Annotated in this window: 25 protein-coding genes; 13 read left to right on the top strand and 12 right to left on the bottom strand. The window is 61.2% G+C overall.

The features are described from left to right. Positions 1 to 45 precede the first annotated feature (45 nt). Entirely contained in the window at positions 46 to 870 is an 825-nt protein-coding gene (locus RG2_RS16260; RefSeq protein WP_033232316.1) for a crotonase/enoyl-CoA hydratase family protein, read from the top strand. Between the two features lie 115 nt (positions 871 to 985). Here RG2_RS16260 and RG2_RS16255 read toward each other — a convergent pair whose 3' ends face one another. Both RG2_RS16255 and RG2_RS16250 read right to left on the bottom strand, forming a co-directional pair. Continuing rightward, complete coding sequence (locus RG2_RS16255) at positions 986 to 1,936, bottom strand: hypothetical protein (protein WP_033232619.1); 951 nt, start codon at positions 1,934 to 1,936, stop codon at positions 986 to 988. A 139-nt stretch (positions 1,937 to 2,075) separates the two neighbouring features. Beyond that, positions 2,076 to 3,113 (bottom strand): LLM class F420-dependent oxidoreductase, encoded by a 1,038-nt coding sequence (locus tag RG2_RS16250; RefSeq protein ID WP_033232317.1) that lies wholly within the window; start codon positions 3,111 to 3,113, stop codon positions 2,076 to 2,078. A 73-nt stretch (positions 3,114 to 3,186) separates the two neighbouring features. Between RG2_RS16250 and RG2_RS16245 the strand changes: the two genes are divergently transcribed. The 6 genes from RG2_RS16245 to RG2_RS16220 all read left to right on the top strand — a co-directional run bounded on the left by RG2_RS16245 (position 3,187) and on the right by RG2_RS16220 (position 8,276). Continuing rightward, positions 3,187 to 4,164 (top strand): Zn-ribbon domain-containing OB-fold protein, encoded by a 978-nt coding sequence (locus tag RG2_RS16245; protein ID WP_179300839.1) that lies wholly within the window; start codon positions 3,187 to 3,189, stop codon positions 4,162 to 4,164. A gap of 11 nt (positions 4,165 to 4,175) precedes the next feature. Beyond that, positions 4,176 to 5,246 (top strand): thiolase family protein, encoded by a 1,071-nt coding sequence (locus tag RG2_RS16240; RefSeq protein ID WP_033232319.1) that lies wholly within the window; start codon positions 4,176 to 4,178, stop codon positions 5,244 to 5,246. After that, positions 5,246 to 6,427 carry a thiolase family protein gene (locus tag RG2_RS16235; RefSeq protein ID WP_033232320.1) on the top strand — a complete coding sequence of 394 codons (1,182 nt, stop codon included), beginning with the start codon at positions 5,246 to 5,248 and terminating at the stop codon, positions 6,425 to 6,427. Before RG2_RS16240 ends, RG2_RS16235 begins: the two co-directional genes overlap by 1 nt. A 33-nt stretch (positions 6,428 to 6,460) precedes the next feature. After that, positions 6,461 to 7,324, top strand: coding sequence for a TIGR03619 family F420-dependent LLM class oxidoreductase (locus RG2_RS16230; RefSeq protein ID WP_033232321.1), 864 nt, complete (start codon positions 6,461 to 6,463; stop codon positions 7,322 to 7,324). Between the two features lie 8 nt (positions 7,325 to 7,332). Next, positions 7,333 to 7,743 carry a nuclear transport factor 2 family protein gene (locus RG2_RS16225; protein WP_033232322.1) on the top strand — a complete coding sequence of 137 codons (411 nt, stop codon included), beginning with the start codon at positions 7,333 to 7,335 and terminating at the stop codon, positions 7,741 to 7,743. Between the two features lie 152 nt (positions 7,744 to 7,895). Next, complete coding sequence (locus tag RG2_RS16220; RefSeq protein WP_033232620.1) at positions 7,896 to 8,276, top strand: VOC family protein; 381 nt, start codon at positions 7,896 to 7,898, stop codon at positions 8,274 to 8,276. Positions 8,277 to 8,488: 212 nt separating this feature from the next. Here RG2_RS16220 and RG2_RS16215 read toward each other — a convergent pair whose 3' ends face one another. Beyond that, entirely contained in the window at positions 8,489 to 9,739 is a 1,251-nt protein-coding gene (locus RG2_RS16215; protein WP_033232323.1) for a cytochrome P450, read from the bottom strand. A 175-nt stretch (positions 9,740 to 9,914) separates the two neighbouring features. Here RG2_RS16215 and RG2_RS16210 point away from each other — a divergent pair, with 175 nt between their 5' ends. From RG2_RS16210 to RG2_RS16195, 4 genes are all read left to right on the top strand, one after another. Next, on the top strand, positions 9,915 to 11,078 hold the full coding sequence (locus RG2_RS16210; RefSeq protein ID WP_033232324.1) for a steroid 3-ketoacyl-CoA thiolase: 1,164 nt from the start codon (positions 9,915 to 9,917) through the stop codon (positions 11,076 to 11,078). 1 nt (position 11,079) lies between these two features. Then, entirely contained in the window at positions 11,080 to 11,571 is a 492-nt protein-coding gene (locus RG2_RS16205; protein ID WP_033232325.1) for a nitroreductase family deazaflavin-dependent oxidoreductase, read from the top strand. A 58-nt stretch (positions 11,572 to 11,629) separates the two neighbouring features. Continuing rightward, positions 11,630 to 12,043, top strand: a complete 414-nt coding sequence (locus RG2_RS16200; RefSeq protein WP_033232327.1) for a hypothetical protein — start codon at positions 11,630 to 11,632, stop codon at positions 12,041 to 12,043. Between the two features lie 107 nt (positions 12,044 to 12,150). Beyond that, positions 12,151 to 12,822, top strand: coding sequence for a GNAT family N-acetyltransferase (locus RG2_RS16195; RefSeq protein WP_033232328.1), 672 nt, complete (start codon positions 12,151 to 12,153; stop codon positions 12,820 to 12,822). A 65-nt stretch (positions 12,823 to 12,887) separates the two neighbouring features. On the opposite strand, the gene RG2_RS16190 is transcribed toward RG2_RS16195, so the two are convergent. Continuing rightward, positions 12,888 to 13,214 (bottom strand): YnfA family protein, encoded by a 327-nt coding sequence (locus tag RG2_RS16190; protein WP_033232329.1) that lies wholly within the window; start codon positions 13,212 to 13,214, stop codon positions 12,888 to 12,890. Positions 13,215 to 13,235: 21 nt separating this feature from the next. After that, a complete protein-coding gene (locus tag RG2_RS16185; RefSeq protein WP_033232330.1) occupies positions 13,236 to 14,153 on the bottom strand; it encodes a L,D-transpeptidase in 918 nt (305 codons plus the stop codon). A gap of 283 nt (positions 14,154 to 14,436) precedes the next feature. Here RG2_RS16185 and RG2_RS16180 point away from each other — a divergent pair, with 283 nt between their 5' ends. Next, positions 14,437 to 16,224: an ABC transporter ATP-binding protein/permease gene (locus RG2_RS16180; protein ID WP_033232331.1), complete on the top strand. Its 1,788-nt coding sequence runs from the start codon at positions 14,437 to 14,439 to the stop codon at positions 16,222 to 16,224. 10 nt (positions 16,225 to 16,234) lie between these two features. Here RG2_RS16180 and RG2_RS16175 read toward each other — a convergent pair whose 3' ends face one another. The 6 genes from RG2_RS16175 to RG2_RS16150 form a co-directional block, all read right to left on the bottom strand. Next, entirely contained in the window at positions 16,235 to 17,917 is a 1,683-nt protein-coding gene (locus tag RG2_RS16175) for an FAD-dependent oxidoreductase (RefSeq protein ID WP_033232332.1), read from the bottom strand. A gap of 81 nt (positions 17,918 to 17,998) precedes the next feature. Further along, a complete protein-coding gene (locus RG2_RS16170; RefSeq protein ID WP_033232333.1) occupies positions 17,999 to 18,865 on the bottom strand; it encodes a hypothetical protein in 867 nt (288 codons plus the stop codon). Between the two features lie 14 nt (positions 18,866 to 18,879). Next, positions 18,880 to 20,091, bottom strand: a complete 1,212-nt coding sequence (locus RG2_RS16165) for a serine hydrolase domain-containing protein (protein ID WP_033232334.1) — start codon at positions 20,089 to 20,091, stop codon at positions 18,880 to 18,882. A gap of 107 nt (positions 20,092 to 20,198) precedes the next feature. Next, on the bottom strand, positions 20,199 to 20,711 hold the full coding sequence (locus RG2_RS16160) for a DUF6764 family protein (RefSeq protein ID WP_033232335.1): 513 nt from the start codon (positions 20,709 to 20,711) through the stop codon (positions 20,199 to 20,201). A gap of 49 nt (positions 20,712 to 20,760) precedes the next feature. Continuing rightward, the gene (gene ligD, locus RG2_RS16155) at positions 20,761 to 21,804 is read right to left on the bottom strand and encodes a non-homologous end-joining DNA ligase (RefSeq protein ID WP_033232336.1); all 1,044 of its coding nucleotides are present in this window, start codon (positions 21,802 to 21,804) and stop codon (positions 20,761 to 20,763) included. After that, entirely contained in the window at positions 21,804 to 22,850 is a 1,047-nt protein-coding gene (locus RG2_RS16150; RefSeq protein WP_033232338.1) for an ATP-dependent DNA ligase, read from the bottom strand. Before RG2_RS16150 ends, ligD begins: the two co-directional genes overlap by 1 nt. Before the next feature lie 89 nt (positions 22,851 to 22,939). On the opposite strand from RG2_RS16150, the gene lppU reads away from it, so the two are divergent. Beyond that, the gene (lppU, locus tag RG2_RS16145; RefSeq protein WP_033232340.1) at positions 22,940 to 23,560 is read left to right on the top strand and encodes an LppU family putative lipoprotein; all 621 of its coding nucleotides are present in this window, start codon (positions 22,940 to 22,942) and stop codon (positions 23,558 to 23,560) included. 48 nt (positions 23,561 to 23,608) lie between these two features. Here lppU and RG2_RS16140 read toward each other — a convergent pair whose 3' ends face one another. Continuing rightward, positions 23,609 to 24,760, bottom strand: coding sequence for a magnesium and cobalt transport protein CorA (locus RG2_RS16140; protein WP_033232341.1), 1,152 nt, complete (start codon positions 24,758 to 24,760; stop codon positions 23,609 to 23,611). Positions 24,761 to 24,892 lie beyond the last annotated feature (132 nt).

The raw sequence follows: 24,892 nt of genomic DNA, 5'->3' as shown, positions 1-24,892 counted from the left end.
AGACCCAATTTGAGAGCCAGCTCACAGACGCCCCAGGAGCCATCAGTGTCCTCTACGACGACCGAAAAATCCGACACTTCGGAAACTGCACCGCACTGCCTCGTGGAGAAACGCGGTCACGTCCTGATCATCACCATGAATCGCCCCGAGCGGAAGAACGCCATCACCGGCGACATGATGGCGATCATGGTCGACGCCTGGGATCAGGTCGACAACGACCCAGACATCCGCGTCGCCGTCCTCACCGGAGCCGGGGGCGATTTCTGCGCCGGCGCCGACCTCAAGAACATGTCCGCCAAACCCCCGGGAGACGCCTTTGCCGGCGGCGGCGTCGACATGTCCAAAATCGAAGGTCTCCTCAAAGGCCGACGGCTCACCAAGCCCCTCATCGCAGCCGTCGAAGGCGCCGCCATCGCCGGCGGAACCGAAATCCTGCAAGGCACCGACATCCGTGTTGCCGGCGAAAGCGCCAAATTCGGAGTGTCCGAAGCCAAGTGGGGACTCTTTCCGCTCGGCGGTTCAGCAGTGCGCCTGGTCCGACAGATTCCGTACACCATCGCCGCGGATATTCTGCTCACCGGACGCCACATCAAAGCCCCGGAAGCCAAGGAAATCGGTCTCATCGGCCACGTCGTCCCGGACGGTCAGGCTCTCGACAAGGCACTCGAACTTGCCGACCTCATCTCCGCCAACGGACCTCTCGCAGTCCAGGCGATCCTCAAGACCATCCGCGACACCGAGGGCATGCACGAGGAAGAAGCCTTCCGCATCGACGCGGAGCTGGGCATGAAGGTCTTCATGAGCGCGGACGCAAAGGAAGGCCCCCGAGCCTTCGGCGAGAAGCGGGCGCCCAAGTTCAAGGGAGTCTGAGGCTCCTCCCACTCCCCTTTTCGAGCGAACGTACCTTTCGGCGCATCCAAGGCGACGAAAGGTACGTTCGCTCGGTCTGTTTCGGTCCACTTCGTCCCGCTTATGCTGATTCTGATCAGTTCGCGACGGCGGACACTTGTGGTCGCGGACGAGAGCAAGCAAGCGCAAAATGTCTCTTGAGGTCGTCGATGACACGTTCAGGGTCGGTACGCAGCGCGCTCGGCACCGTGGGAAGCACGATAATTCCGGCGTTTTGCATCCGCGTCCGACGCTCGACCGTGCGTTTGTAGTCCGTCGGCGACAAGTGCCACTCCAACGAATCGATGTCCCACGCGAATGCGACGGAGTCGATCCATCCATCCGGAATTGCGATGAATTTTCCGTCCGCGTCGCGTATCTCTTGGTTGAACAACATGTCGGGCAGACCACTTCGCTTCCACAATTCGCGCGCCTCGATTTCCGGGACGGAATGCAGATTGGCGTTCACCTCACGCAACACTGCCCGAGGAAGGGCGGACCCACGACAACTTCCCGCATCGAGTTCCTTGGCGAGTTCACGCACCGACGCATCACCTCGTTGAATGACCTCCGCAATCAGCGCCCGAGTAGGACCGATGCCCCTACATCGCCGGGCCGCGTCGAGCAGTGAACGCGGAAGCGGCGCACAACGCAGGCCGCTCCGCGTCTCTGGTTCAGGTAGCCGAATAGTGCGCTCCGCCACCACAAATCCGACCGACTGCGCACGTCGATGGATCGGTATCAGAACCTGCACGTCACCCGAATTGCTGCGATATCCGTACTCTGCCAACGCGGACCGACCCGTGAGCATCGCGTCGGCGCCACTGAACATGAGCGCGGCTACCGCCCGCTGCCGTGGGGTCGGCTGCCCGTTTCCGAGCATGATGACCCCGGGAAGTATCCGTTGCCACGGCCCGCCGGCTCGGCATCTGCCGTGAACGGCTGAGTTCGACACTCGTAGTCTCGCCAACTCCGACACTCGGATTACTCCGCTCGTGCTGGCTCGGTAAATCTCATCGGGGTCCCGCCCCCACTCGCCTCGACGCATGAGTGCAGCATGACGCACAAGTCACCCTCACCATCGACGGCGACCTGGGGTTTTACCGGCACCTGTGGATAACTTTCGCGGTGCGAAAGTGGCGTTGATCGCCTCAGATGCGCTGAAAGGTACGTTCGCTCAAAAAATGTCAGCCCCGCACCGCTGCCGCCAATTCCCGCACATGATCGGCGTCGCGGCAGGTCACGAGGAGCATCGTGACGCCGGCCTCTTCCCAGCGCTTAACGCCGGTCCGAACTTCGTCGAGGTTGCCGATGATCATGGTCTCGGTGACCATTTCGTCGGGGACGACCGCCGCAGCTTCTTCCTTGCGACCGGACATGAAGAGCCGGCCGATCTCGTCGACCTCCTTCTCGTAACCCATGCGCTTGTAGACCTGGGCGTGAAAGTTCAACTCCGGTGCGCCCATTCCGCCCACGTAGAGGGCTGTCATGGGTTTGAGCTTGGCGATGGCTGCTGCGCGATCGTCCGTGACGATGACCTGGCAGGTAGCAGCTACCTCGAAGTCTTCACGGCTACGACGCGCTCCGGCGCGCGCGAATCCTTCGTCAAGCCACTTGTTGTACATCGGTGCGAGCCTCGGGGTGTAGTAGATGGCTAGCCAACCGTCGGCGATTTCGCCGGCGAGGGCAACATTCTTGGGTCCTTCGGCGCCGAGCCAAATGGGGATGTCGGCGCGCAATGGATGCGTAATCGCCTTGAGCGGCTTGCCAAGACCCGAACTTCCGGGCCCGTTGTACGGCAGCGGGTAGTGCGGTCCGGAGCTGGCGACGGGTTTTTCGCGAGCGAGGACCTGGCGGATGATGTCCACGTATTCACGGGTGCGCGCGAGCGGCTTTTCGAACGGTTGCCCGTACCACCCTTCGACAACCTGCGGCCCGGATACGCCGAGCCCCAGGATGGTCCGACCACCACTGAGATGATCGAGTGTGAGCGCGTGCATTGCGCAACTGGTGGGCGTGCGTGCAGAGATCTGGACGACGGACGTGCCCAACCGAAGGTTCTCTGTTCGCGATCCCCACCAGGCGAGTGGCGTGAAAGCGTCGGACCCCCAGGACTCCGCGGCGAAGACCGAATCGAAGCCCGCGTTCTCGGCTGCTTCGATCAGTTCCGGAGCGTTCGTGGGGGGCTGTGCGCCCCAGTATCCGAGTTGCAACCCAAGCTTCATCTTGCGCCTCCACGTCTCCGGTGATCAGAAGTGACCCTTGCCACAATCTCTAGAACCTGTTCTACTCGATCTTGTGACCATCGGAAAGAGCGGGGTGGCCGAAAAGCCACTGAGCGCACCACTGAATCTCCATTTCGACTACACCAGATCGACGGGGCCGACCATCGGCGCATTCGTAACTGCCTTGCGTGATCGCAAGGTGATCGGGGCGCGCGGGTCGAACGGTCGAGTTTTTGTGCCGCCACCCGAATTCGATCCGGATACCGCCGAACCACTCACAGACTTCGTCGGAGTGTCCGACGGCGGAACCGTCGTGAGTTGGTCGTGGATGCCGGAACCGATCGACGGGCAACCGCTCACGAAGCCGTTCGCGTGGGCCCTCATCAAGCTCGACGGCGCAGACACCGCCATGCTTCACGCGGTCGACGTCGACTCCCCCAGCGCAATCAGCACCGGTATGCGCGTGCGCGCTCGGTGGGCGTCGGAGCGAGTCGGTCAGATCACGGACATCGAGTGCTTCGAGCCTGGCGAAAGCGAAAATGGTATCGCCTCAGTCGATTCGAGCGCGGATCCAGTCACCATGATCACGACGCCTATCGACTTGAACTTCATGCACTCCGCGTCGGCTGAGGAGAGCTTCTACCTCCGCGGGCTCGCCGAGGGCAAACTCATCGGCGGACGTAGCGGCCCGGGCGACAAGGTCTACATTCCCCCGCGCGGCGCCAATCCCACCAATGGATTTCCGACGAAGGAACAGGTCGAACTGCCGGACAAGGGCACTGTCACGACGTTCTGCATCGTCAACGTTCCGTTTCTCGGCCAGCGGATCAAGCCTCCGTACGTCGCGGCTTACGTGCTGCTCGATGGCGCGGACATTCCGTTCCTGCATCTGATCTTGGAATGCGACGCGGCCGACGTGCGCATGGGGATGCGCGTCGAGGCCAAGTGGAAGCCACGCGAGGAGTGGGGTTACACGCTCGAAAACATCGAATACTTCAGGCCGACCGGTGAACCCGACGCCGAGTACTCCACCTTCCAACACCACCTGTGAGGGCTTCTGACATGACTTCTGCAGACATCGCAGTGGTGGGCTTTGCACAAGCCCCGCACGTACGCGAGACCCACGGCACCACCAACGGCGTCGAAATGCTGGTCCCCTGTTTCCAGCAACTGTACAAAGACCTGGGAATCACCAAATCCGATATCGGTTTCTGGTGCTCGGGATCTTCCGATTATCTTGCCGGACGATCGTTTTCCTTCATCTCGGCTATCGACTCCATCGGTGCCGTTCCGCCCATCAACGAGTCCCACGTCGAGATGGACGCGGCCTGGGCGTTCTACGAGGCCTGGATCAAGATCTTGACGGGTGAGGTCGATACCGCACTCGTGTACGGCTTCGGCAAGTCGTCCGCAGGACACCTGCGCAAAATCCTCACCATGCAACTCGATCCTTATCTTGTTGCGCCACTGTGGCCCGACTCGGTATCCATTGCCGGACTGCAGGCACGACTCGGTATCGACGCAGGCAAGTGGACGCACGAGGATATGGCCGAGGTAACCGCTCGTAGCCGTCGTCACGCGATGAGCAATCCCAACGCGCAGCTCGCCGGCGAGGTCGACATCGAGGCTTTGCTTGCCAGTCCCTTCCTCGCAGATCCGTTGCGCGCCCACGATTGTGCGCCCATCACCGACGGAGCAGCCGCTATCGTTCTGGCATCCGGCACCCGCGCTCGTGACCTGTGCGAGCGCCCGGCCTGGATTTCCGGCATCGAACACCGCATCGACTCTCCGAACCTCGGAGCACGTGATCTCACGACATCACCGTCGACGGCATCCGCCGCGAAGGCTGCTACGGGCGGCGATGTCAGCAACATCGACATCGCCGAACTCCACGCACCGTTCAGCCATCAGGAACTGATCCTCAAAGAGGCAATCGGTCTCACGGATGCAACGACGATCAACCCGTCTGGTGGCCCACTGAGCGGCAACCCGATGTTTGCGGGTGGTCTCGAACGTATCGGTTACGCAGCGCAGGCAATTTGGGGAGGCCAGGCGAATCGCGCACTGGCCCATGCAACCAGCGGCCCAGTGCTGCAACAGAACCTGGTAGCAGTATTGGAGGGACGGAACTGATGGCCGGAACGCCACAACTCGCGGCCGTGCTCGGCACCGGCCAGACTCATTACGTCGCAAAGCGTCACGACGTGTCGATGGCCGGCTTGGTCCGCGAAGCGATCGACGCCGCGATGCTCGACGCACATGTCGGCTGGGACGACATCGACGCCGTGGTGATCGGCAAGGCCCCCGACTTGTTCGAGGGATCGATGATGCCGGAACTCGCCATGTCGGATGCTCTCGGCGCCAACGGGAAACCGTTGCTTCGTGTCCACACTGCCGGGTCTGTCGGTGGTTCGACAGCGATCGTGGCATCGAGCCTCGTCAAATCCGGAGTTCACAAACGGGTTCTGACGGTTTCGTGGGAGAAGCAGTCGGAGTCGAATGCGATGTGGGCACTGTCCACGCCGATTCCCTTCAACATGCCGGTCGGCGCCGGGGCCGGCGGTTACTTTGCGCCGCACGTCCGTTCGTATATCCGTCGCTCGGGGGCACCCTCGCACATCGGTGCCATTGTTGCCGCAAAAGACCGTCTCAACGGCAGCATCAACCCGTACGCGCACCTCAAGCAGCCCGATATCACCGTCGAATCCGTTCAGGCGTCACAAATGCTGTGGGATCCCATTCGCTACGACGAGACGTGCCCGTCCTCTGACGGCGCGTGCGCGCTGGTGATCGGCAACGAAGAGGCCGCCGCCGAGGTCGAGGCTCGAGGCCGTACCGTCGCGTGGATTCATGCAACGGCGATGCGCACCGAGCCGACAACCTACGCGGGTCGCGACCAGGTCAACCCCCAGGCCGGACGCGATGCTGCGGCAGCGCTCTGGAAGGCCGCCGGAATCACGGATCCGCTCAGCGAGATCGACTGCGCCGAAATCTATGTGCCGTTCTCCTGGTTCGAACCGATGTGGCTCGAGAACCTCGGATTTGCCGAGGAAGGACAGGGCTGGAAGCTCACCGAAGCCGGCGAAACAGCTATCGGCGGCAAGCTCCCCGTCAATCCGTCGGGCGGGGTTCTCTCGTCCAACCCGATCGGCGCGTCCGGCATGATTCGGTTTGCCGAATCCGCGATGCAGGTAATGCGCAGGGCAGGCGACCACCAGGTAGCCGATGCACGCAAGGCCCTCGGTCACGCGTACGGCGGTGGCTCACAGTACTTCGCGATGTGGGTCGTCGGCTCCGAACGCCCCACCACGTAAACACGCCAACCGTCGATCAGGGAGAAGTCGAGAATGAAGTACACCGTCGGGGTTGCGATGAACCCCTTGGATCAGCTGCCCGGTATCGCCAAAACCGCTGAAGAGTGCGGCTTTACGTCCATTGCATTGCCGGATTCACTGTTCTTCATGGAAACCCAGACGGCGGACTACCCGTACACGCCGGACGGGTCTCGGATGTGGACTGCCGAAACCCCCTGGGTCGATCCGCTGATCGCCGCCGCCGCGATGGGCGCTGTCACCGAAAAAATCGAGTTCTACACGCAGGTACTGAAGCTGGGTAGCCGTAATCCGGTGCTCCTCGCCCGCCAAGTGGGGTCCGTCGCCGCTTTGACGAACAACCGTTTCGGCTTCGGCGTCGGAATCGGCTGGGCTCCGGAAGAATTCGAGTGGTGTGGGGCTCCCTACGAGCGTCGCGGTGCCCGGGTAGACGAGATGATCGACGTCATCAAGCTGATCCTCGGCGGCGGTATGGTCGAGTACCACGGCGAGTTCTTCGATTTCGATCGCCTACAGATGAGTCCGACTCCCACCAAACCGGTTCCGTTCTACGTCGGTGGCCACACCGAGGTTGCTCTCAAGCGCGCGGCGCGGGTGGGTGACGGCTGGACGTCGGCGATGATCAAGTTCGACGATCTTGTCGGCGTCATCGCCAGACTGCGCGAACTGCGCGCCGAGTACGGCAAGGAGAACGAACCGTACGAGATCCAGACCGTGTGCGTGGACCGGTTCGGAAAAGACGGCTACGCCGAACTCGAGGACGCCGGTGTCACCGACATCATCACGGTTCCTTGGGTTTTCGACGGCATCGGCTTCGACGCACCACTCGAGGCAAAACAGGATTCCATGCGCAGGTTCGCCGAGAAATACATTCAGTGAGGGAAACGATGACCACCGAACATCCCGCCCGTGTAGCGGGCAATGCATCGCGGGCAGCGGCAAGTGGGAAGAACAAGGAAGCCTGGCTGGATCTCTTTGCCGAGGACGGCTGGGTCGAAGATCCCGTCGGCCCGTCGGGCTTCGATCCCGAGGGCAAAGGCCATCACGGCCGCGAAGCCATTTCCAAGTTCTACGACATGACGATCGCCACCACGGAGTCGCTCGAATTCCTTATCGACGATTCCCTGGTGTGCGGTAACGAGAACGTCAACATCGGGAAGATTCGGAGCACGGTTGGTGGCATGGTCGTCGATGCGGAAGGCGTGTTTGTCTACCGCGTCAACGACGAGGGCAAAATCCAGTCACTTCGCGCGTTCTGGGAAGTGGAGCGCGCCATGAAAACAGCTCGCAAAGCCTGATCGTACAAACAAACAATTGAGGGCTCCGGTCACACTGACCGGAGCCCTCACTGTTGCGCCGGCTTCACGGAAATGGTTTCCTGGTTTTTATCGTCGCGTGTCGATGGCGGACTGCGCCAGGCATGGAGGCGTCGTACCCCAAGGGTTCTTCAATGACCATTTCGTTCAATCACACCATCATCGCCGCGCAAGACAGACAAGAGTCTGCGTGGTTCTTCACCCACATTTTTGGTCTTCCGGATCCTGTGCCGGCCGGATACTTCCTCTCCGTCGAACTCGAGCACGGAGTGATGCTGGACTACGCGCAGGTCGACGAAGGCGCTGAGATTTCACCGCAGCACTACGCATTCCTGGTATCCGAGAACGACTTCGACGGAATCTACCAGCGGATACTCGATCTGAGACTCGATCATTGGGCCGATCCTCGAAAATCGAGCACGGGCTTCAACACCAATGACGGTGGGCGCGGTGTCTACTTCCTCGACCCGTCGGGGCACTTCCTGGAAGCCATCACAAAACCGTACGGGGGCTGAAACAACCCGCCCCCGGAACTACAAACGGTGGCGCCTGCGGGAGATGAGGGATCCCACAGACGCCACCGTAGTTCCAAGTAGCCAGCTAGTGGCTCCTCAGAACGTCAACTGTAGTTCTGTGCAGTCGAAAGCGCAGCGCCAACCTTCGATTCCGTACACATACCTACATACACATACTTACCTGCCGGTTACCCTCTCAGTATAGGGCTGGTTCAGTGTTTGACCGGACAGCCGCCGGTCTTGTAATCAACCTGAAACTCTTTGATGCCGTTGAGCCAGCCCGAGCGCAGACGACGAGGATCTCCGAGCCGGCTGATGTCGGGAAGATGATCGGCGATCGCGTTGAAGATCAAGTCGATTTCGAGGCGAGCCAGATTCGCGCCGACGCAGTAGTGCGCACCGGTGCCGCCGAATCCGAGGTGCGGATTGGGGTCGCGCATGATGTCGAACTTCGTCGGGTTCTCGAAGACGTCTTCATCGAAGTTGGCCGACGCGTACATCATCACGACGCGATCACCCTTCTTGATCTGCTGTCCACCGAGCTCGGTGTCCTCGAGAGCGGTGCGCTGGAAGGACGTGACCGGCGTGGCCCAACGAACGATCTCGTCGGCAGCCGTCTTGGGTCGCTCCTTCTTGTACAGCTCCCACTGGTCGGGATTGTCCAGGAACGCCACCATGCCATGTGTGATCGCATTGCGAGTGGTCTCGTTTCCCGCGACTGCAAGAAGGATCACGAAGAAGCCGAATTCCTCAGGGGAGAGCTCATTTCCGTCGATGTCAGCTTCGATGAGCTTGGTGACGATGTCATCGGCGGGACACTTCTTGCGCTGATCCGCCATCTGGTACGCGTACCCGAGAATCTCCATCGACGCGGCCTGCGGATCGATGTCGAACTCCGGGTCGTCGTACGACGTCATCTGGTTGGACCAGTCGAAGAGCTTCATACGGTCTTCCTGCGGCACACCGAGAAGCTCGGCAATCGCCTGCAACGGAAGTTCCGACGCCACCTGCGTGACGAAGTCTCCGGCACCACTCTCGGCAGCGGTCTTCACGATCTGCTCGGCACGCTCGGTCAGTTCGTCGCGCAGGCTGTTGATCGCTCGCGGCGTGAACCCGCGCGAAATCAGCTTGCGGAGTTTGGTGTGCTCGGGAGCATCCTTGTTGATCAGGATGAATCGCTGCATTTCGACGTTCTCACGCGGGATGTCGTCGGCAAAACGCGGGATCGCGGTGTTCTCGTGGGTCGAGAAGATGTCACTGCGCTGCGAGACGTCCTTGACCTCTTCATGCCGAGTGACCACCCAGTAGCCCTCGTCCTGGAACCCGCCGATCTCCGGCGGCTGCGGATTCCACCACACGGGAGCGGTCTTACGCAGCTGAGCAAATTCCTCGAAAGGCATCCGCTCTGCGTAGATGTCGGGGTCCGTGAAGTCGATCCCCTGGGGGATTGCGGGCTGTGCCACTGATGTCTCCTGCCATGAGCCTTTTCATCACCGAGGTGATGACCATCCGTAATGTGGAACACGTTCTACTTACATTGAAACACAAGCCTGCTTACTAGGAAAGGAAACAGTAGACACCTCTTGCTTCTTGCTAAGAACTTGTTCTACTTTTTCAATACAAGGAAAGGAACCCACCGTGGGCACACCAGTAATCGTCGAGGCCGTCCGCACACCGATCGGTAAGCGTGGAGGCTGGCTCGCCGGCCTGCACGCTGCCGAAATTCTCGGAGCTGCTCAGAAGGGTCTTCTCGATCGCTCGGGAATCGACCCGATGTTGATCGAGCAGGTGATCGGCGGCTGCGTCACCCAAGCCGGCGCACAGTCCAACAACATCACCCGCACCGCATGGCTGCACGCCGGACTGCCATGGCAGACCGGTGCCACCACCGTCGACTGCCAGTGTGGATCCGCTCAGCAGGCCAATCATCTGATTGCCGGCTTGATCTCCACCGGCGCGATCGAGGCCGGAATCGCCTGCGGCATCGAAGCGATGAGCCAGGTCCCGCTTGGGGCCAATGTCGGAACTCTCGCCGGACCACGCCGTCCCGCCACCTGGGACATCGACATGCCCGACCAGTTCGGAGCCGCCGAGCGCATCGCACGTCGCCGCGGACTGACCCGTGAGGACCTCGAAGCTCTCGGCGTCCGCTCCCAGGCCCTCGCCAAGCAGGCCTGGGAAGAAGGCCGCTTCGACCGCGAGGTGCTCGAACTGTCCGCACCCCAGGTCGACAAGGAAGGCAACCTGACCGGCGAGACCAAGCTGGTCAATCGCGATCAGGGTCTGCGTGACACGACGGCCGAGTCCCTGGCTCGGTTGAAGCCGGTCATGGAGGGCGCAATCCACACTGCCGGAACGTCTTCGCAGATCTCCGACGGTGCCGCTGCCGTCCTGCTCATGGACGAGGACAAGGCCCGCGCTCTCGGCTTGAAGCCACGCGCCCGCATCGTCGCGCAGGCCCTCGTCGGATCCGAACCCGAGTTCCACCTCGACGGTCCGGTTCAGGCCACGACCCGTGTACTCGAGAAGAGCGGCATGAAGATCGGCGACCTCGACCTGTTCGAGGTCAACGAGGCCTTCGCTTCGGTTGCACTGTCCTGGGCTCAGGTTCACGAACCTGATTTCGACAACGTCAACGTCAACGGCGGCGCGCTTGCACTCGGCCATCCGGTCGGCAGCACCGGTTCGCGGCTGATCACGACGGCTCTGCACGAACTCGAGCGGCGCGACGGTTCGACTGCGTTGATCACGATGTGCGCGGGCGGCGCACTGGCAACCGGCACGATCATCGAGCGCATCTGACATGAGTACTCCCCCAGCTAAACCCAAGGGACTCGACGCTCCGGTGACAGTCACGATCATCAAGTGGATGTCGAAAGCCAACGTCGCGATGTATCGGGCGACCGACGGAATGCTGGGCAGCAAGTGGCGGGTCGGCAGCGCGTTTCCACGCGGGCTGCCGATCTGCCTGCTCACAACCACTGGCCGAAAGTCGGGCGAGGAACGGATCAGTCCGCTGCTTTTTCTCGAGGACGACGACAACGTGATTCTGGTGGCGTCACAAGGCGGTCTGCCGAAGAACCCGATGTGGTACCTCAACGTCAAGGCCGATCCTGTGGTGACCGTCCAGATCAAGTCGCGCGTGCAGTCGATGAAAGCTCGTGTCGCCACAGACGAGGAACGCGCCCGACTCTGGCCCAAACTGGTCGCGATGTACGCAGACTTCGACAATTACCAAGCCTGGACGGATCGGGTTATCCCGGTCGTCGTCTGTGAGCCGCTCGCAAACAAGTGAACAACTTGTTTACAACGAAGTGTTTACATTGCCAACGGATCGTGCAAACCTGAAAAGCATGACCGATGACCCATTTCGACCGATCGAGCCCGGCCGTGAGCGCGCACATCGCGAGTACGCCGGGCTCTTTCGCATCAACGAACGCCACGGATCAACAGAGGGCCAACGCGCCAGGCAATCCCTCCCCCACATGCTCGAACCGTACGGCGCGATCCGCGTCGTCGGCGGCCTCGCCGCGGGCAGCAGCACACGCGAACCCGGTGAACCGGACGTCGACGACGCCGACATCATGGCCGCCTTGAGTCTCATCCCCAAGGCTCGCGCCGAAATGGACCAGGACGAAGCACTCTTCCTCGCGCTCGCACGCAAACGCGGAATGACGTGGCAGGACATCGCGTTCGGACTCGGGCTCGGCAGCACCCAGGCTGCACGTCAGCGCTACGAACGGCTCGTCCGCCGCACCACAGGCTGAACACGTGCCATAACGTGCAAGGTGGAGCACTATTGACCAGTACGGTCCGCACGGCAATCGTTTGTAGCCTCGAACAACGTAGCCTCGAACAGCAAGGAGTCGCATTTATGACGACGCACATTCAAGATCAGATCCTGGACCGTCGCGAGCTCACCGCCGCACTTGTTCGCGCCTTGGAACGCCGACACGAGGTCCTGGACGCCGTTGTCGACAGCGCCGATCATCAGGCAGCAGTCGCGACGGTTGCAGAACTGCTCGGGACGTCGGAGTCCAACGCGGAAGCCGTGTTGGGCCTCAAGTTCAGCGCACTGACCAAGGCGGCACGCGACCGTATCCAGGGCGAACTCGAGAACCTCGACGCCACCTTGGAATGGACCGCCGTGGATCGCCCGGCAAGCAGCGGCGCGAACTTCAACCTGCGCCCGTTCACCGACAGCACCGACGATGCCGCACTGTTTGCGGAACGCTCCACGGAGCAGTTCGACGACGGCGGCGCTCCGTGGGCTTCGGATCGCGTCGAATCGGAGCGCGCCGCAGGCTTGGGGCGGATCGACGACGAAAGCGCGGCTTGGTTTGTCGCCGAGGACCTTTCGTCTGATACCCCGAAGAGCGTCGGCCTGGTTTTCGGTGAGCTCACCGATCAGGAAGTGAACGTCGCGATCTGGATCGCTCCGCAGGCACGGAAGAAGGGCTACGGCACCGCGTGCATCAAGCACGCTCGCCGCGAACTTGCAGCCGAGTTCCCCGGCACTGTTCTGGTGGTTCGGGCGAAGGCTTAGCGGTAAGCCCCTGTGCGCCTTTTTGGTAGTGGTCGCTACCAAAAAGGCGCACAGGGCCGAAGGCCCTACCGCGCATACATGATCACGCCAACCCCGACCAGGCAGATCAGCGCGCCGGCGATATCGAAACGGTCAGGGCGGAAACCGTCCATCACCACTGCCCACAGCAAGGATCCAGCGACAAATATGCCGCCGTACGCGGCCAGGATTCGACCGAAGTTCGCGTCGGGCTGCATCGTCGCGACCAGCCCGTACAGGCCGAGTGAGATCACGCCGAGGCCGACCCAGATCCAGCCTTTGTTCTCGCGAATTCCCTGCCACACCAGCCAGGCTCCACCGATTTCGAGTACGGCGGCAAGAACGAACAGCAGAAGCGAACGAGCAACGGTCATGCCCAGAACTGTAAGGCGCTTCTAGCGGTTCCAGTCACCCAGTCCGTCGGCGCCGCTGAGGATTCCACCGGCAGTGTTCTGCACGATCACGGGGTCGCCCTTGCCTGCGTTCTCGAAGAACCACTTGGCGTTCTCGGTACTGACATTGAGGCAGCCATGGCTCACGTTGGTGAATCCCTGTTGCGCAACGGACCACGGTGCCGCGTGGACGAAGATTCCACTGTAGGAAATTCGTGACGCGTATTCGACGTAGGTCCGGTAGCCCTCGGGTGAATCGATCGGAACGCCGTAGGTGGACGAATCCATGTACATGTCACGCAGTTGCTCGCCGACGATGTACGTGCCGTTGGGGGTTTCGTGGCCCGGCTTGCCGAACGACGTCGGCATGGTGCGCACCACTTCACCGTTGCGAGTGACGGTGATCTGCTTCGTGTTGTCGTCCGCAACCGTGACGAGTGCATCGCCGATGCTGAACGTGGAATGCGAATCACCGGCGTCGACGGTCACCGCGATGTTCGCGGGCCAGAACTGCGTCGGCTTCCACCGCACCTGGCTGTTGTTGATCCAGTAGAAGTTTCCCTCGACCGGCGGATTGGTGGTGACGCGAATTGCGCGTTCCGCGGTGGCGCGGTCGTCGATCGATTCGTTGAAACGAATGATGATCGGCTGAGCGATTCCGACACGCTCACCGTTGGACGGGTTGACCGACGGTGCCGAGAAGTTGGGAACCGGGGCGGGAATCTGATCCGCCGTGCCCATGAAACCCGGGAGCGCCGGATCAAGGCCGGCAACACCGGCGACGACGGGTACTGGAATCTCCGGACCACCGGGAAAGAGCGGGAAAGCCGCTGCCGGTCCGGCAAATGTGAGGCCTGCAGCCACTACTCCGACAACCGCTACAGCTATCCGGGATGTCCGACGCACTCGCTTGCTGACCATCTCACTACTTTCCTTCGACAACGTGCATTTGCTGGTCATGCGAGGCTGGCGTCGATACCCGCCTGGCATCGACGCCAACGCGCCATTCGGAGCAAACCGCACAATTCCCTTGTAATTAACACATAAAACGAGAAATCCAGCAATACGAAGGTTCGCTGAACCGTAGCTGTCAACGGTCGGGGAGCACGGTGTTCCAGGTTTGGCGGCATCCACTTCGGTGAATCCGCTTTTCAGCTTCCGTACCCGACGGGATCGCCTTTTCCGTTCTGCGACGGAGGTGCACGTGAACTGGAGCACCGCAGTTCCGGACAGTGCGCTGTGGCTGGCGAAGGCTTATACGATCACCGCCGCCGCCCTCGCGATCACGGCAATTCTGCTGGCCCGCTTCACTGCCTGGGGCAGCCAGTTTCGACGGATGGCCTGGCCGTACTTCAACCCCAGGCGCAGCCCCGTTCCAATACTGATTCTTGCAGTACTGCTGCTGCTCACGGTGTGGGCTGTGCGCGTGACGGTGTTGTTCTCCTACTGGTACAAGGATTTCTACGACACGATTCAGAACCTCGACGAAGCCGGGTTCTGGCACTATCTCAGAGTGTTCGCCGTCCTGGCGGTCATCCACGTCGTGAGTTCGCTCCTCACGTACTTCGTCGGCCAGGCCCTCGACATCAAGTGGCGCATCTGGCTCAACAACACCCTGACCGACGATTGGCTCGACGGTCTTGCGTACTACCGCGGCGAGTTCCTGCATAACCCGATCGACAATCCAGATCAGCGCATCCAGACCGATATCACCTCGTTCGTGACCTATTCCCGCACGTTGTCGATGGGTGCGGTCACCGCGATGGTGTCGATAGTGAGCTTTACCGCGATCCTGTGGAATCTCTCCGGACCGCTGACCATTTTCGGTACCGAGATTCCGCGCGCGATGATCTTCCTGGTCTACATCTACGTATTGGTGACCACCGCGCTGGCATTCTGGATCGGCCGACCGCTGATCATGTTGAACTTCCTGAACGAGAAGCTCGGCGCGACCTTTCGCTATGCCTTGGTGCGATTGCGGGAGTACGGCGAAAGTATCGCGTTCTATCGCGGCGAGGACGTCGAACGTCGCACGCTCGCAACACGCTTCGCTGCGGTGATCCGCAACATGTGGGCAATTGTCTTCCGGACGCTGAAGTTCAGCGGCTTCAATCTGGCGGTGAACCAGACCGCCGTCATCTTCCCGTTCTTGGTGCAAGGCTCTCGGTTGTTCAAGGGGCAGGTCACTTTCGGCGACGTCATGCAAACCGCGCAGGCGTTCGGCCAAGTCCACGAATCTTTGTCGTTCTTCCGTGAGTCGTACGCCGATTTCGCGAGCTTTCGCGCCACCCTCATACGCTTGACCGGCCTCGCCGACGCCGACAAGCGAGCCCGGGCACTACCGACGCTCGACGTTTCCGACGCCGGAGATCAGCTTGTCATCCGAAAACTCCACGTACGCAAGCCTTCCGGAGAGACTTTGATCGCCGAGCTGGATCTGACACTCGATCACGGCGACGCCCTGCTCGTCAAAGGTGCGTCGGGAAGCGGTAAGACCACCTTGCTGCGAAGCATCGCACAACTGTGGCCTTACGCGGACGGTTCGGTTACCCGGCCGGTGGGCAGGTCGCTTTTCCTTTCCCAGCGCCCGTACCTGCCGCTGGGGTCGTTGCGCACGGGACTGGCGTATCCGGATCGTTCGATCGCCAAGGACAGCAGGCTCCGAGCGGTACTTGACCAGGTGCATCTTCCGCATTTGACCGACCGTCTCGACGAAGTAGCCGATTGGACCCGAATCCTCTCTCCGGGCGAACAACAGCGACTGGCGTTCGCCCGGGTAGTTCTGGCCAAGCCTCGCACCGTGTTCCTCGACGAAGCGACATCCGCGATCGACGAAGGCCTCGAGCACACGCTCTACCGCATGCTGCGCAGCGAACTGCCCGACAGCATTATGGTCAGCGTGGGACACCGCAGCACGCTCAACGTCTTTCACAATCGGCAACTCGAACTGCAGGGTTCGGGACAGTGGTCTCTCACCGAGCACGTAGGTTGAACGATCTCCGCTAGCTTTCCTCGCGAGCGGCCGCAAGCATCGATTCGATCGAAATGAGCTTGGTTCGCGGACGACCGACAGCCGCCCCGGATGCGCGCTCGGCCTTGTCGATCCGCTGCCAACCTTGGTAGTCCACCTGATCCGGTGACCTGTCGGCCAGAAGTACCGTCAACTTCTCCGCTTCCGCACTTGGCGTTGCAAGGCGCCCAGCTGCGAAGTCGTCAAAAATCATGGACACGGTTTCAGCCGAGCAGTACTTGTTCGTGCCGATCACACCGGTCGGGCCACGCTTGATCCACCCCGCAGCGTAGACGCCGGGCATGGGCATCCCCGATTCCGGATCGATCACGCGGCCGTTCTCGTTGGGGATCACGCCTCGAGCATCGTCGAACGGTAGGTCCGCGACGGGCGTTCCTCGGTAACCGACCGAACGCAATACCAGTCCGGTGTCGAGGGTCTCGGTTTCCTCGGTGGGCCGTGCGGACAGTTGACCGGTGGGTGTTGCGACCAGTTGGTTCTTCACGATGCGAACCTGCTCGACACTGCCGTCGCCGAGGATCTCGACCGGGGAGGTGAGGAATCGCAGAACTATGCGCTTACGTGTGGGATCGGCTGTGCGCGAGGCAAATTCCTGGGCCTGCTTCACCTTGAGTAACACCGACGGCTCTGCGGCGTCGCTCTCGACAAAAGCCCGACTCGAATCGTCGAGTTCTGCCTCCACCGGATCCACAATGACGTCCACATCCGCCATCTGGCCCAGCGCCAGCAATTCGGGGTTGGTGTACGCGGCCTGCGCCGGACCTCGACGACCGAGAATCACCACTTCACGAATATTGCTGTTGCGCAACGCTTCGAGGGCATGATCCGCAAGATCCGTCTTGGCCAGAACCTCCGGGTCGGTGACGAGGATGCGGGCGACGTCGAGTGCAACGTTGCCGTTGCCGACGATGACGGCCCGCTCCCCGGACAGATCGAAACTGCGATCGGCGTAACTCGGATGACCGTTGTACCAGGCCACGAATTCGGTTGCAGCATGGCTTCCCGGAAGATCTTCGCCCGGGATATCGAGCTTGCGATCACCTGCCGCACCTACCGCGTAGATCACCGCATGATGATGCTCGAGCAGTTCGGTATGCGAAATATGATTGCCCACCTCGACATTGAAGTGGCAGTGCACCGTCTTCTTCGACACGACAGCGCGGAACTGGTCGGTGACGCCCTTGGTACCCGGATGATCGGGAGCCACGCCTGCTCGGACCAACCCGTACGGCGTCGGTAGGCGATCGAAAATGTCGACCTCGACCCGCGGCTTGCCGGCCAGTTCCATCGCCGCGTAACACGCCGCCGGCCCTGAACCGACGATGGCGACCCGCAGCGTCCCCAACTCGGGAGCGATCTTGGCCATGGTGATCGGCTCCGGCCAGTCCGGCCCCATCGGATGCTTCTCGAAGTACGACGCGTTCATCTCGAGGTACGGCGCGTCGGCTTCAGCAAGTTCGTTGTCGGAGTAGATGGCATCGACCGGGCACTCATCCACACACGCACCGCAGTCGATGCAGGTGTCCGGGTCGATGTAGAGCATTTCGGTGGTGGCGAACTGGGCTTCGTCAGGCGTCGGATGAATGCAGTTGACCGGGCACACGTCCACACATGAGGCGTCGTTACAGCACGGCTGCGTGATCACATACGCCATAGCTCTCCCCTATCCCTGAAACACATAAGCACATCCACTTTCCAGACTATAACGTGTTCCAATTTGGCGCGAGAACGGTTTTCAGATCACGCTATTGCGTTTCAACAGGGCAACTGCCGAAACTGTGGCATGACCACGCCATTCAAGCACGGCAGCGGGTGAATAGCTGTCGAAATCCACCATCCATCCGCCATCGTCGCACTGCCTCGCCGCCAATGCGGACAGTTCCTCATCGATCACTCCCGCACTGAACAGCGTGCGGGTCGGACCTGAAGGATACGGCGAGAAATCGAGCGGACGCATGTACTCGTCGACAGCTCCCCCGTCCACGTGCACCAATCCGTCCGGAGGAATGAGCGCACCGAGTTTTGCCACCAACCGGACCTCGTTCGCCGCATCGAGGAACTGCAACGCAAATGCCAATTCGAGAGCACTCAACGTCTCGGCACGCTCGATCGCACCCAGGCAGAACCGAACCGCCGAATCGAGCCAGGGATGTTTGGCCACTGCGGAATCGAATTCGGCTACCCGCAACGCCGTGGCGCACACGATGGCCGTGATCTGCAACGACGATTCCGACGGATCCGCGTCGACCCAGAACGGTGCGCACCCAGCCGGTTCGGAAATCGGAAGAGCAAAGGGCAGACCACCGTCGACGGTCGATACCGTCTGCAGCCAGTCACACAATTCCAGGGCCCGCGGGGTCACCGCGGCGACATCGGCAAAAACCTCGAACGCATGCAGTGCTCCACCGGGTTGGCTACCTGGCGAACGCAGGTCCGGCTCGAGACCCCAGCCGTATCCGCCGTCGGGATTTCGGTAGCCGTCGACCGCCGCCAATGCAGCATCTCGATCGCCTTGCCCCAGAACTAAATTCAACCGGTGACGGTCGAGTATCCGGCCGTTGCCGGCCAGAAATCGTGTTGCTGCCGCAAGATCTACGACCATTTTCACCTCACTCGTTATCCCCGACGCGCGAGCTCCTGTGCTTCGGCTCCCAGCCTGGCGAGACGAAGGTCGCCAAGTGCTGTTACGGCACTACCCAATCGGTTGGTCGTGAAACCCAACGACAAGCCGCTGTCGAGGTCGGCATACGCGCCCGAACCACCGACGCCGTAGTGTCCGATGGCGTTTCGCGGTTGACGCCGTGCCGCGATGATCGGCGGGTGGTAACCCAGCGCCCAATTGGGCCGAACCGCGAGTACGTAGTCACGCTCTCGCGTTTGAATGGTCGCCATCTGATCGATGGTCGACTCTGTCAGGAACCGCTTTCCGTCGAGCATGCCGCCGTTGGCGATTGCCGCATACATCCTCGCCAGCGCCCGCGCGCTGAAGACTCCGTTCCAACCGGGCATCACTGTGTCATGCACCGCCGGATTACGAACCATCACGTCGAATCCGTCGGGCATCGCAGCCTCGGCCAGACCGCGAGTGGGGCCGACATGAGAGAGAACCGTAGACGCAAACGCCCAGTTGAGACCCGCTGGATTGATGTGCGGAAACAGCTTCGCGATACGCGTCCGCTCGGAGATGAGTACGCGGAACCAGAATTCGTCGACACCGAGCGGCTTCGCGATCTCCGCCTCGACGACGTCCGTGAAGGGCAGTCCCGTCACCCGCGCAACCAATTCGGCTACCAACCATCCGTATGTCACCGCGTGATATCCGGGGCCCTTCAGCCGGCGCGGATCCGGCTTGCTCGCAGCCAGTGCGGCAACAACTGCGTCGTAGTCCATGAGATCGAGCGGATTGCGCATCAATCCACGCACCTTGTGCAGGCCGGCGCGATGCGTCATCAAGTCACGAACGGTGATCTTGTCTTTGCCAGCGGCACCGAACTCGGGCCAGTACTGCGCGACCGGCGCGTCGTAATCGATCAATCCACGCTCAGCCAAACGATGTACGACGGTACTGGCCACACCTTTGCCCGTGGAGAACGAAAGTGAGATGGTGTCGTGGTCCCAGCGGCGGTCACGGTCGGCATATCCGGCCCAGATGTCGAGGACCTTCTCGCCACCCTGGTAGGCAACCAAAGCGCCGCCGCCTTGCTGCGGTTGCCGGTACATCGCAAAGAACCGGTCTGCCAGTGGCAGGAATCGACGATCGACGTACAGTTCGGTCCGCGCCGGCACCTCTGTGCGTGCGATTGAACCGCGTCGTGCGTTTGCAGTCATCGCGTCCTCCGATCCCCGTTTGATCACGGCAGCTGCCCTGATCGACCCACCACAGCTTTACATCTTTGTGACCGGTGTCACGAAGTGAACTGTAGTGCGGGGCACCGTCACGGCAGCGTCCAGGTCGAAATTCCATCGCTGAAACATCCCTGAGCAGTCGCGATATTGAAAACCAGCGCAGGACCCCCGGCGCAGATTGCGCCAACGTCGGCATCACCGACAGCAGCGCGACCGCCTGGGCCTGCCAGGACGACCGCAAACGGCGATGCGGTGCGCCCGAGAGCTAACGAATCCCGCCCGAAAGCAACGGCAGCAAGCATTCCACCGCGAGTTTCCGCGGCCGCGACGCCACCGAACATCGCAAGCCCAGCAGACGTGCCGCCGTCGCGCGAGTCTGCGGCCCCTACTCCGTCACCTTCGACATGCGAGATGGCGGAACTGTCCGCATCGGCAACCGCCCGGCACGCCGACGAGCCGTCCACCAGAGTCTGATCGAGCCCTCTCGCAGAGCAGTCCAATGTTGCGGCCGACGCCTGCGAAGTAGCGCCGACAATGCTCAGAGCTGCGATTATCCCGCCGCCCACTATCAATCCTGTAACCCGTGCGCCCCGGTGATCCATTTCAACCTCACAATGCACTCGCGAGTCTCGGATTTGTCCGATTCAGACGCTACTCGGTTTCTGTCTGCTTCCGATCTCGATCGCGACTCGGTTGTACCCGTTTCGGTTCACCCGGCATTTTGGGGTAGTTGGGCGGATATGGGAGGTCTCCCAATCCTGCTGCGATGTCCTTCTCGAACATTTCCAGGAGAACATCGAGTTCAAAGGCCTTCTCGTGCATCGCTGCCATCGGATCACCGCGGTCGGCGAGCAGATTCGGGACCGTCGCGATAGTGCAGTCGTCGGGGTGTACGTCGCGCAGTTCGTCCCACGTCACCGGCGTCGACACGGTTGCAATCGGAGTTTTGCGCGCAGAATAGGCCGCGGCAATCGTTCTGTCCCTGGCATTTTGGTTGAAGTCGATGAAGATCCGCTCACCACGTTCTTCCTTCCACCAGGCCGTTGTCGCCCGATCGCCGCTGCGTCGTTCGACTTCACGAGCCAGTGCAATTCCCGCGTGTCGAACCTCGATGAAATCCCAACGCGGCGCGAGCGGAATGTAGACGTGCAGGCCCCGTCCACCGGACGTCTTGGGGAACCCTTCCAGGCCCAGTTCCGAGAGAAGTGGACGCAGTACCTCGTCGGCGATCGCGACGGCCTCCGCAAAACCGGTTCCGGGCTGCGGATCAAGATCGATCCGCAATTCGTCGGGATGATCGGTGTCCGGGCAGCGCACTGCCCACGGATGAAACGTGATGGTTCCGAGGTTTGCCGCCCACACGATGTTGGCAGCGTTCTGCACTCGGAGGACGTCGGCCTTGCGCCCGGACGGAAACGTCACCTCACAGGATTCGACATGTTCAGGTCGTTTCGCCGGCAATCGTTTCTGGTAGACCTCTTCGCCCTCGATACCGTCGGGAAAGCGTTGCAGGTGTGTCGGTCGATCCTTCAGGGCGGCCACCGCGGCGCCCTGCAACGCCACTGTGCGGTAGTACTCCACAAGATGACGCTTGGTCCCGCCGTCGGTGCCCAATTGCGGATAGTAGATCTTGTCGGGGCTGGAGAGACGGACCGCGATTCCGTCGACATCCAGTTCCACTGCCGGACTGGCCATCACACACCACCTGCAAGGACATCCGCGAAGTCGTACCGCACCGGAACCTCCAACTGATCGAACGTGCACTCGTCGGGAACCCGATCCGGACGCCACCGCAGAAAGCGCGCTGCGTGCCGGAAGCGTTCCCCTTCCATTTGGTCGTACGCCACTTCCAATACCCGCTCCGGGCGGAGCGGGACCCACGAGCGGTCGGCTGCCGACTTCCATCGACTTGCCTCGCCTTCCGCCACCACGTCGTCACCGACGCGTAGTGGTTCGAGTTCTTCCAGCAACTCGATTCGCCGCGCCGCGGTGAATGCCGAAGCGCCACCGACCATCTTCAAATCGGAGCCGTCGAACAAACCCAGCAGCATCGAACCGATACCCGGTTGACTCTTGTGCGGACGGTATCCGAGCAGTACGACATCCGCGGTTCTGGCGTGCTTGACCTTGATCATCTCGCGCTTGTTCGGCAGGTAGGGGCCGACCAGCTTCTTGGCGATCACACCGTCAAGACCAGCGCCTTCGAACATCTCGAACCACCGCATCGCCTCACCGCTGTCGAAAGTTGCAGCTGTGACATGACAGCTCGGACCGCCGCCGATCGTGTCGACCAGCAATGCGCGTCGAACGGTGAAATCTTCGGAGGCTACGTCCCGATCTCCCAACGCCAACAGGTCGAATCCGACAAATTGCGCTGGTGTCTGTTCGGCGAGCAGCGTCACTCGACTGGCTGCGGGGTGGATGCGCTCGGACAGCGCTTCCCAACTCAGCCGCGTCACGCCGTTCACTTCCCGGGGCACGACAAGCTCGCCGTCCACCACACATTTGTCCGGCAGTTCCGCCTTCACCGCTTCGACGATTTCGGGGAAGTACCGAGCCAGGTCTTTTCCTCCGCGTGAACCGAGGACTACCTCGTCCCCGTCGCGGAAGATTATCGACCGAAAGCCATCCCATTTCGGTTCGTACGACCACGTCGGCTGGTCGGATTCGGGTTGTACCGGCACTGTCGTAGCGGCCTTCGCCAACATCGGGGCGAGCGGCGGCATCTGAGGGAGGTCCACCCACTCATACTGACAGCCCGATTCGCTATTCGACTAGCAGTGAAGTGGAATAGAGCCCGAATAATCCAAGATCAGCAAGGGAGACTTGAATGTCCGGAATCGTCGGACGGCTGTGCACAGCACTGATCGCGACGTCTGCAATCGCCATTTTCGCCACTGGGTGCGGATCTGACGTCGAGCCTAAAGCCATCGCGGAATCATCATCCACCGTGGCAGATTCGAACACCACGTCAGCGAGCACCACCACCTCGAAGATCGACGGCCAAGAGGGCACCGACGCGGGCGGCGACGTTGATATCGACGTGAACATCGGCGACTGCGTCAAGATCGGCGGCACCACGAACGACGCCGAAATCGACCACGCCGTGTGCGGCAGCGACGAATCCAACTACAAGGTTGTCGCCAAAGCCCCCACGTCGGATGAGTGCGCGTCCGACATCGATCAGACCTACTACGAGACTCTGCTCGGCCAGGAACAGGGCGCGGTCTGTCTCGACATCGACTGGGTCGTCGGCGGATGCATGGACCTCGGACCGGGTGGCCTCGACGACGAGCCGGCCCGTATCGACTGCGCCGATTCGGGAAGCGACGTAGTCCAGGTAATCGAAATCCTCCAGGGTTCGACGTCCATCGAAGATTGTGGTTCCGAAGCAGATTCGGGATTCGAGCACGCCGAACGCAAGTTCACCGTTTGTACGGCAACGCTCTAACCTGTTGTGCGCCTTTATCAACCGCCCGCGGTTGATAAAGGCGCACGGTCAGAGCCAGCCTCGCCGCTTGAAAATCGTGTAGAGACTTCCACACGTCAGCACCATCATCGAGAGCGCAAACGGATAGCCCAACTGCCAGTGAAGTTCCGGGATGTCGTCGAAGTTCATGCCGTACACAGTTCCGATCAGTGTCGGGGCAAAGAGAATTGCCGCCCAGGCCGACACTTTCTTGATCTCCTCGTTCTGCGCGTAACTCGCCTGCGTGAGATTTCGCATTTCCTCGTTCTGATTCTGCGATACCAGGGTTGCATTGACGGTCAGGATGTTTCCCAACAGTTGACGGAACCCGTCGGCCTGCTCGACCACTGTTGTCGCGTGGTCGGTGACATCGCGAAGATAGCGCTGCAGTTCTTCGTCGGTGTGGTATTTGTCGAATCCTGCCGACAATCCACGGAGCATCCCGAGCAACGGCCGTGTGGCCCTCTGGAATTCGATCACTTCACGGGTCAATTCGTAGATACGACGCGACACTCCGGGATCGCCGCTGAATACCTCGGTCTCGATCTCGTCGATGTCGTTCTGCAGGCCGGCGACAACCGGCGCATAGCCGTCGACAACGGCGTCGAGGATTGCGTAGAGAACAGCTTCGGTCCCCAGACGGAGGAGGTCGGGATCGTTCTCCATTCTGGTTCGCACGGCCGTGAGATCCGGTGATTCACTGTGGCGGACAGTAAGAACGAAGTTGGGACCGCAGAACACATGCAGTTCACCGAATTCGACGCGTTCGGTCTCGTCGCGATAGCGCGCAGCGCGCAACACGACAAAGAGTGTCTCACCGTATCGCTCGAGCTTGGGACGTTGATGTGCGGCAATCGCGTCTTCGACAGCCAACTCGTGAAGATCGAAATGCTGTGCTGCAGCGTACAATTGAGTGTCGTCGGGACGGTACAGCCCGATCCATGCCATCGACTGCGAATCCGGCAGGCACGACAACGCTTCGGCGAGGGTGGACGGCGACGCGATCCGAGCTCCGTCGCGGTACACACCACTATTCACGACCGTGGCTTCCACAGGCGCAATCGCATCGGTCGTTGCGGCCTTCACGATGGTGCGGGCGACGGGCGTGTGACCGGTTCGACTATCACCGAAACCTGCCGAGCGACGCGGGAAGGACGACCGGCGGGACTTGAATTCAGACATGCTGCAACAGCTTTCAAGGAAGAGTGAACGGCCAAGGCGCGCTTCACAGCGAAGCAGAGGCCGATGAACACACGATGAAGCTGCAGCAAAATACCCGGCGACCCGGGCGGTCTACAGCTTCAGTTGGTACTC

Origin of the sequence: Rhodococcus globerulus NBRC 14531, assembly GCF_001894805.1 — a bacterium.
GTDB classification, from domain to species: Bacteria; Actinomycetota; Actinomycetes; order Mycobacteriales; family Mycobacteriaceae; genus Rhodococcus_F; species Rhodococcus_F globerula.
This window is presented reverse-complemented; position numbering and strand designations above follow the sequence as displayed.

Excerpts from the sequence above, each read along its gene's own strand:
- RG2_RS16190 (WP_033232329.1), bottom strand. The coding sequence starts at position 13,214 with ATGACCGTTGCTCGTTCGCTTCTGCTGTTCGTTCTTGCCGCCGTACTC.
- RG2_RS16175 (WP_033232332.1), bottom strand. The coding sequence starts at position 17,917 with ATGGCGTATGTGATCACGCAGCCGTGCTGTAACGACGCCTCATGTGTG.
- RG2_RS16230 (WP_033232321.1), top strand. The coding sequence starts at position 6,461 with ATGAAGTACACCGTCGGGGTTGCGATGAACCCCTTGGATCAGCTGCCC.
- RG2_RS16185 (WP_033232330.1), bottom strand. The coding sequence starts at position 14,153 with ATGGTCAGCAAGCGAGTGCGTCGGACATCCCGGATAGCTGTAGCGGTT.
- lppU (WP_033232340.1), top strand. The coding sequence starts at position 22,940 with ATGTCCGGAATCGTCGGACGGCTGTGCACAGCACTGATCGCGACGTCT.
- ligD (WP_033232336.1), bottom strand. The coding sequence starts at position 21,804 with ATGGCCAGTCCGGCAGTGGAACTGGATGTCGACGGAATCGCGGTCCGT.
- RG2_RS16205 (WP_033232325.1), top strand. The coding sequence starts at position 11,080 with ATGAGTACTCCCCCAGCTAAACCCAAGGGACTCGACGCTCCGGTGACA.
- RG2_RS16160 (WP_033232335.1), bottom strand. The coding sequence starts at position 20,711 with ATGGATCACCGGGGCGCACGGGTTACAGGATTGATAGTGGGCGGCGGG.
- RG2_RS16255 (WP_033232619.1), bottom strand. The coding sequence starts at position 1,936 with ATGCGTCGAGGCGAGTGGGGGCGGGACCCCGATGAGATTTACCGAGCC.
- RG2_RS16220 (WP_033232620.1), top strand. The coding sequence starts at position 7,896 with ATGACCATTTCGTTCAATCACACCATCATCGCCGCGCAAGACAGACAA.
- RG2_RS16250 (WP_033232317.1), bottom strand. The coding sequence starts at position 3,113 with ATGAAGCTTGGGTTGCAACTCGGATACTGGGGCGCACAGCCCCCCACG.
- RG2_RS16200 (WP_033232327.1), top strand. The coding sequence starts at position 11,630 with ATGACCGATGACCCATTTCGACCGATCGAGCCCGGCCGTGAGCGCGCA.
- RG2_RS16225 (WP_033232322.1), top strand. The coding sequence starts at position 7,333 with ATGACCACCGAACATCCCGCCCGTGTAGCGGGCAATGCATCGCGGGCA.
- RG2_RS16170 (WP_033232333.1), bottom strand. The coding sequence starts at position 18,865 with ATGGTCGTAGATCTTGCGGCAGCAACACGATTTCTGGCCGGCAACGGC.
- RG2_RS16140 (WP_033232341.1), bottom strand. The coding sequence starts at position 24,760 with ATGTCTGAATTCAAGTCCCGCCGGTCGTCCTTCCCGCGTCGCTCGGCA.
- RG2_RS16240 (WP_033232319.1), top strand. The coding sequence starts at position 4,176 with ATGACTTCTGCAGACATCGCAGTGGTGGGCTTTGCACAAGCCCCGCAC.
- RG2_RS16195 (WP_033232328.1), top strand. The coding sequence starts at position 12,151 with ATGACGACGCACATTCAAGATCAGATCCTGGACCGTCGCGAGCTCACC.
- RG2_RS16235 (WP_033232320.1), top strand. The coding sequence starts at position 5,246 with ATGGCCGGAACGCCACAACTCGCGGCCGTGCTCGGCACCGGCCAGACT.
- RG2_RS16165 (WP_033232334.1), bottom strand. The coding sequence starts at position 20,091 with ATGACTGCAAACGCACGACGCGGTTCAATCGCACGCACAGAGGTGCCG.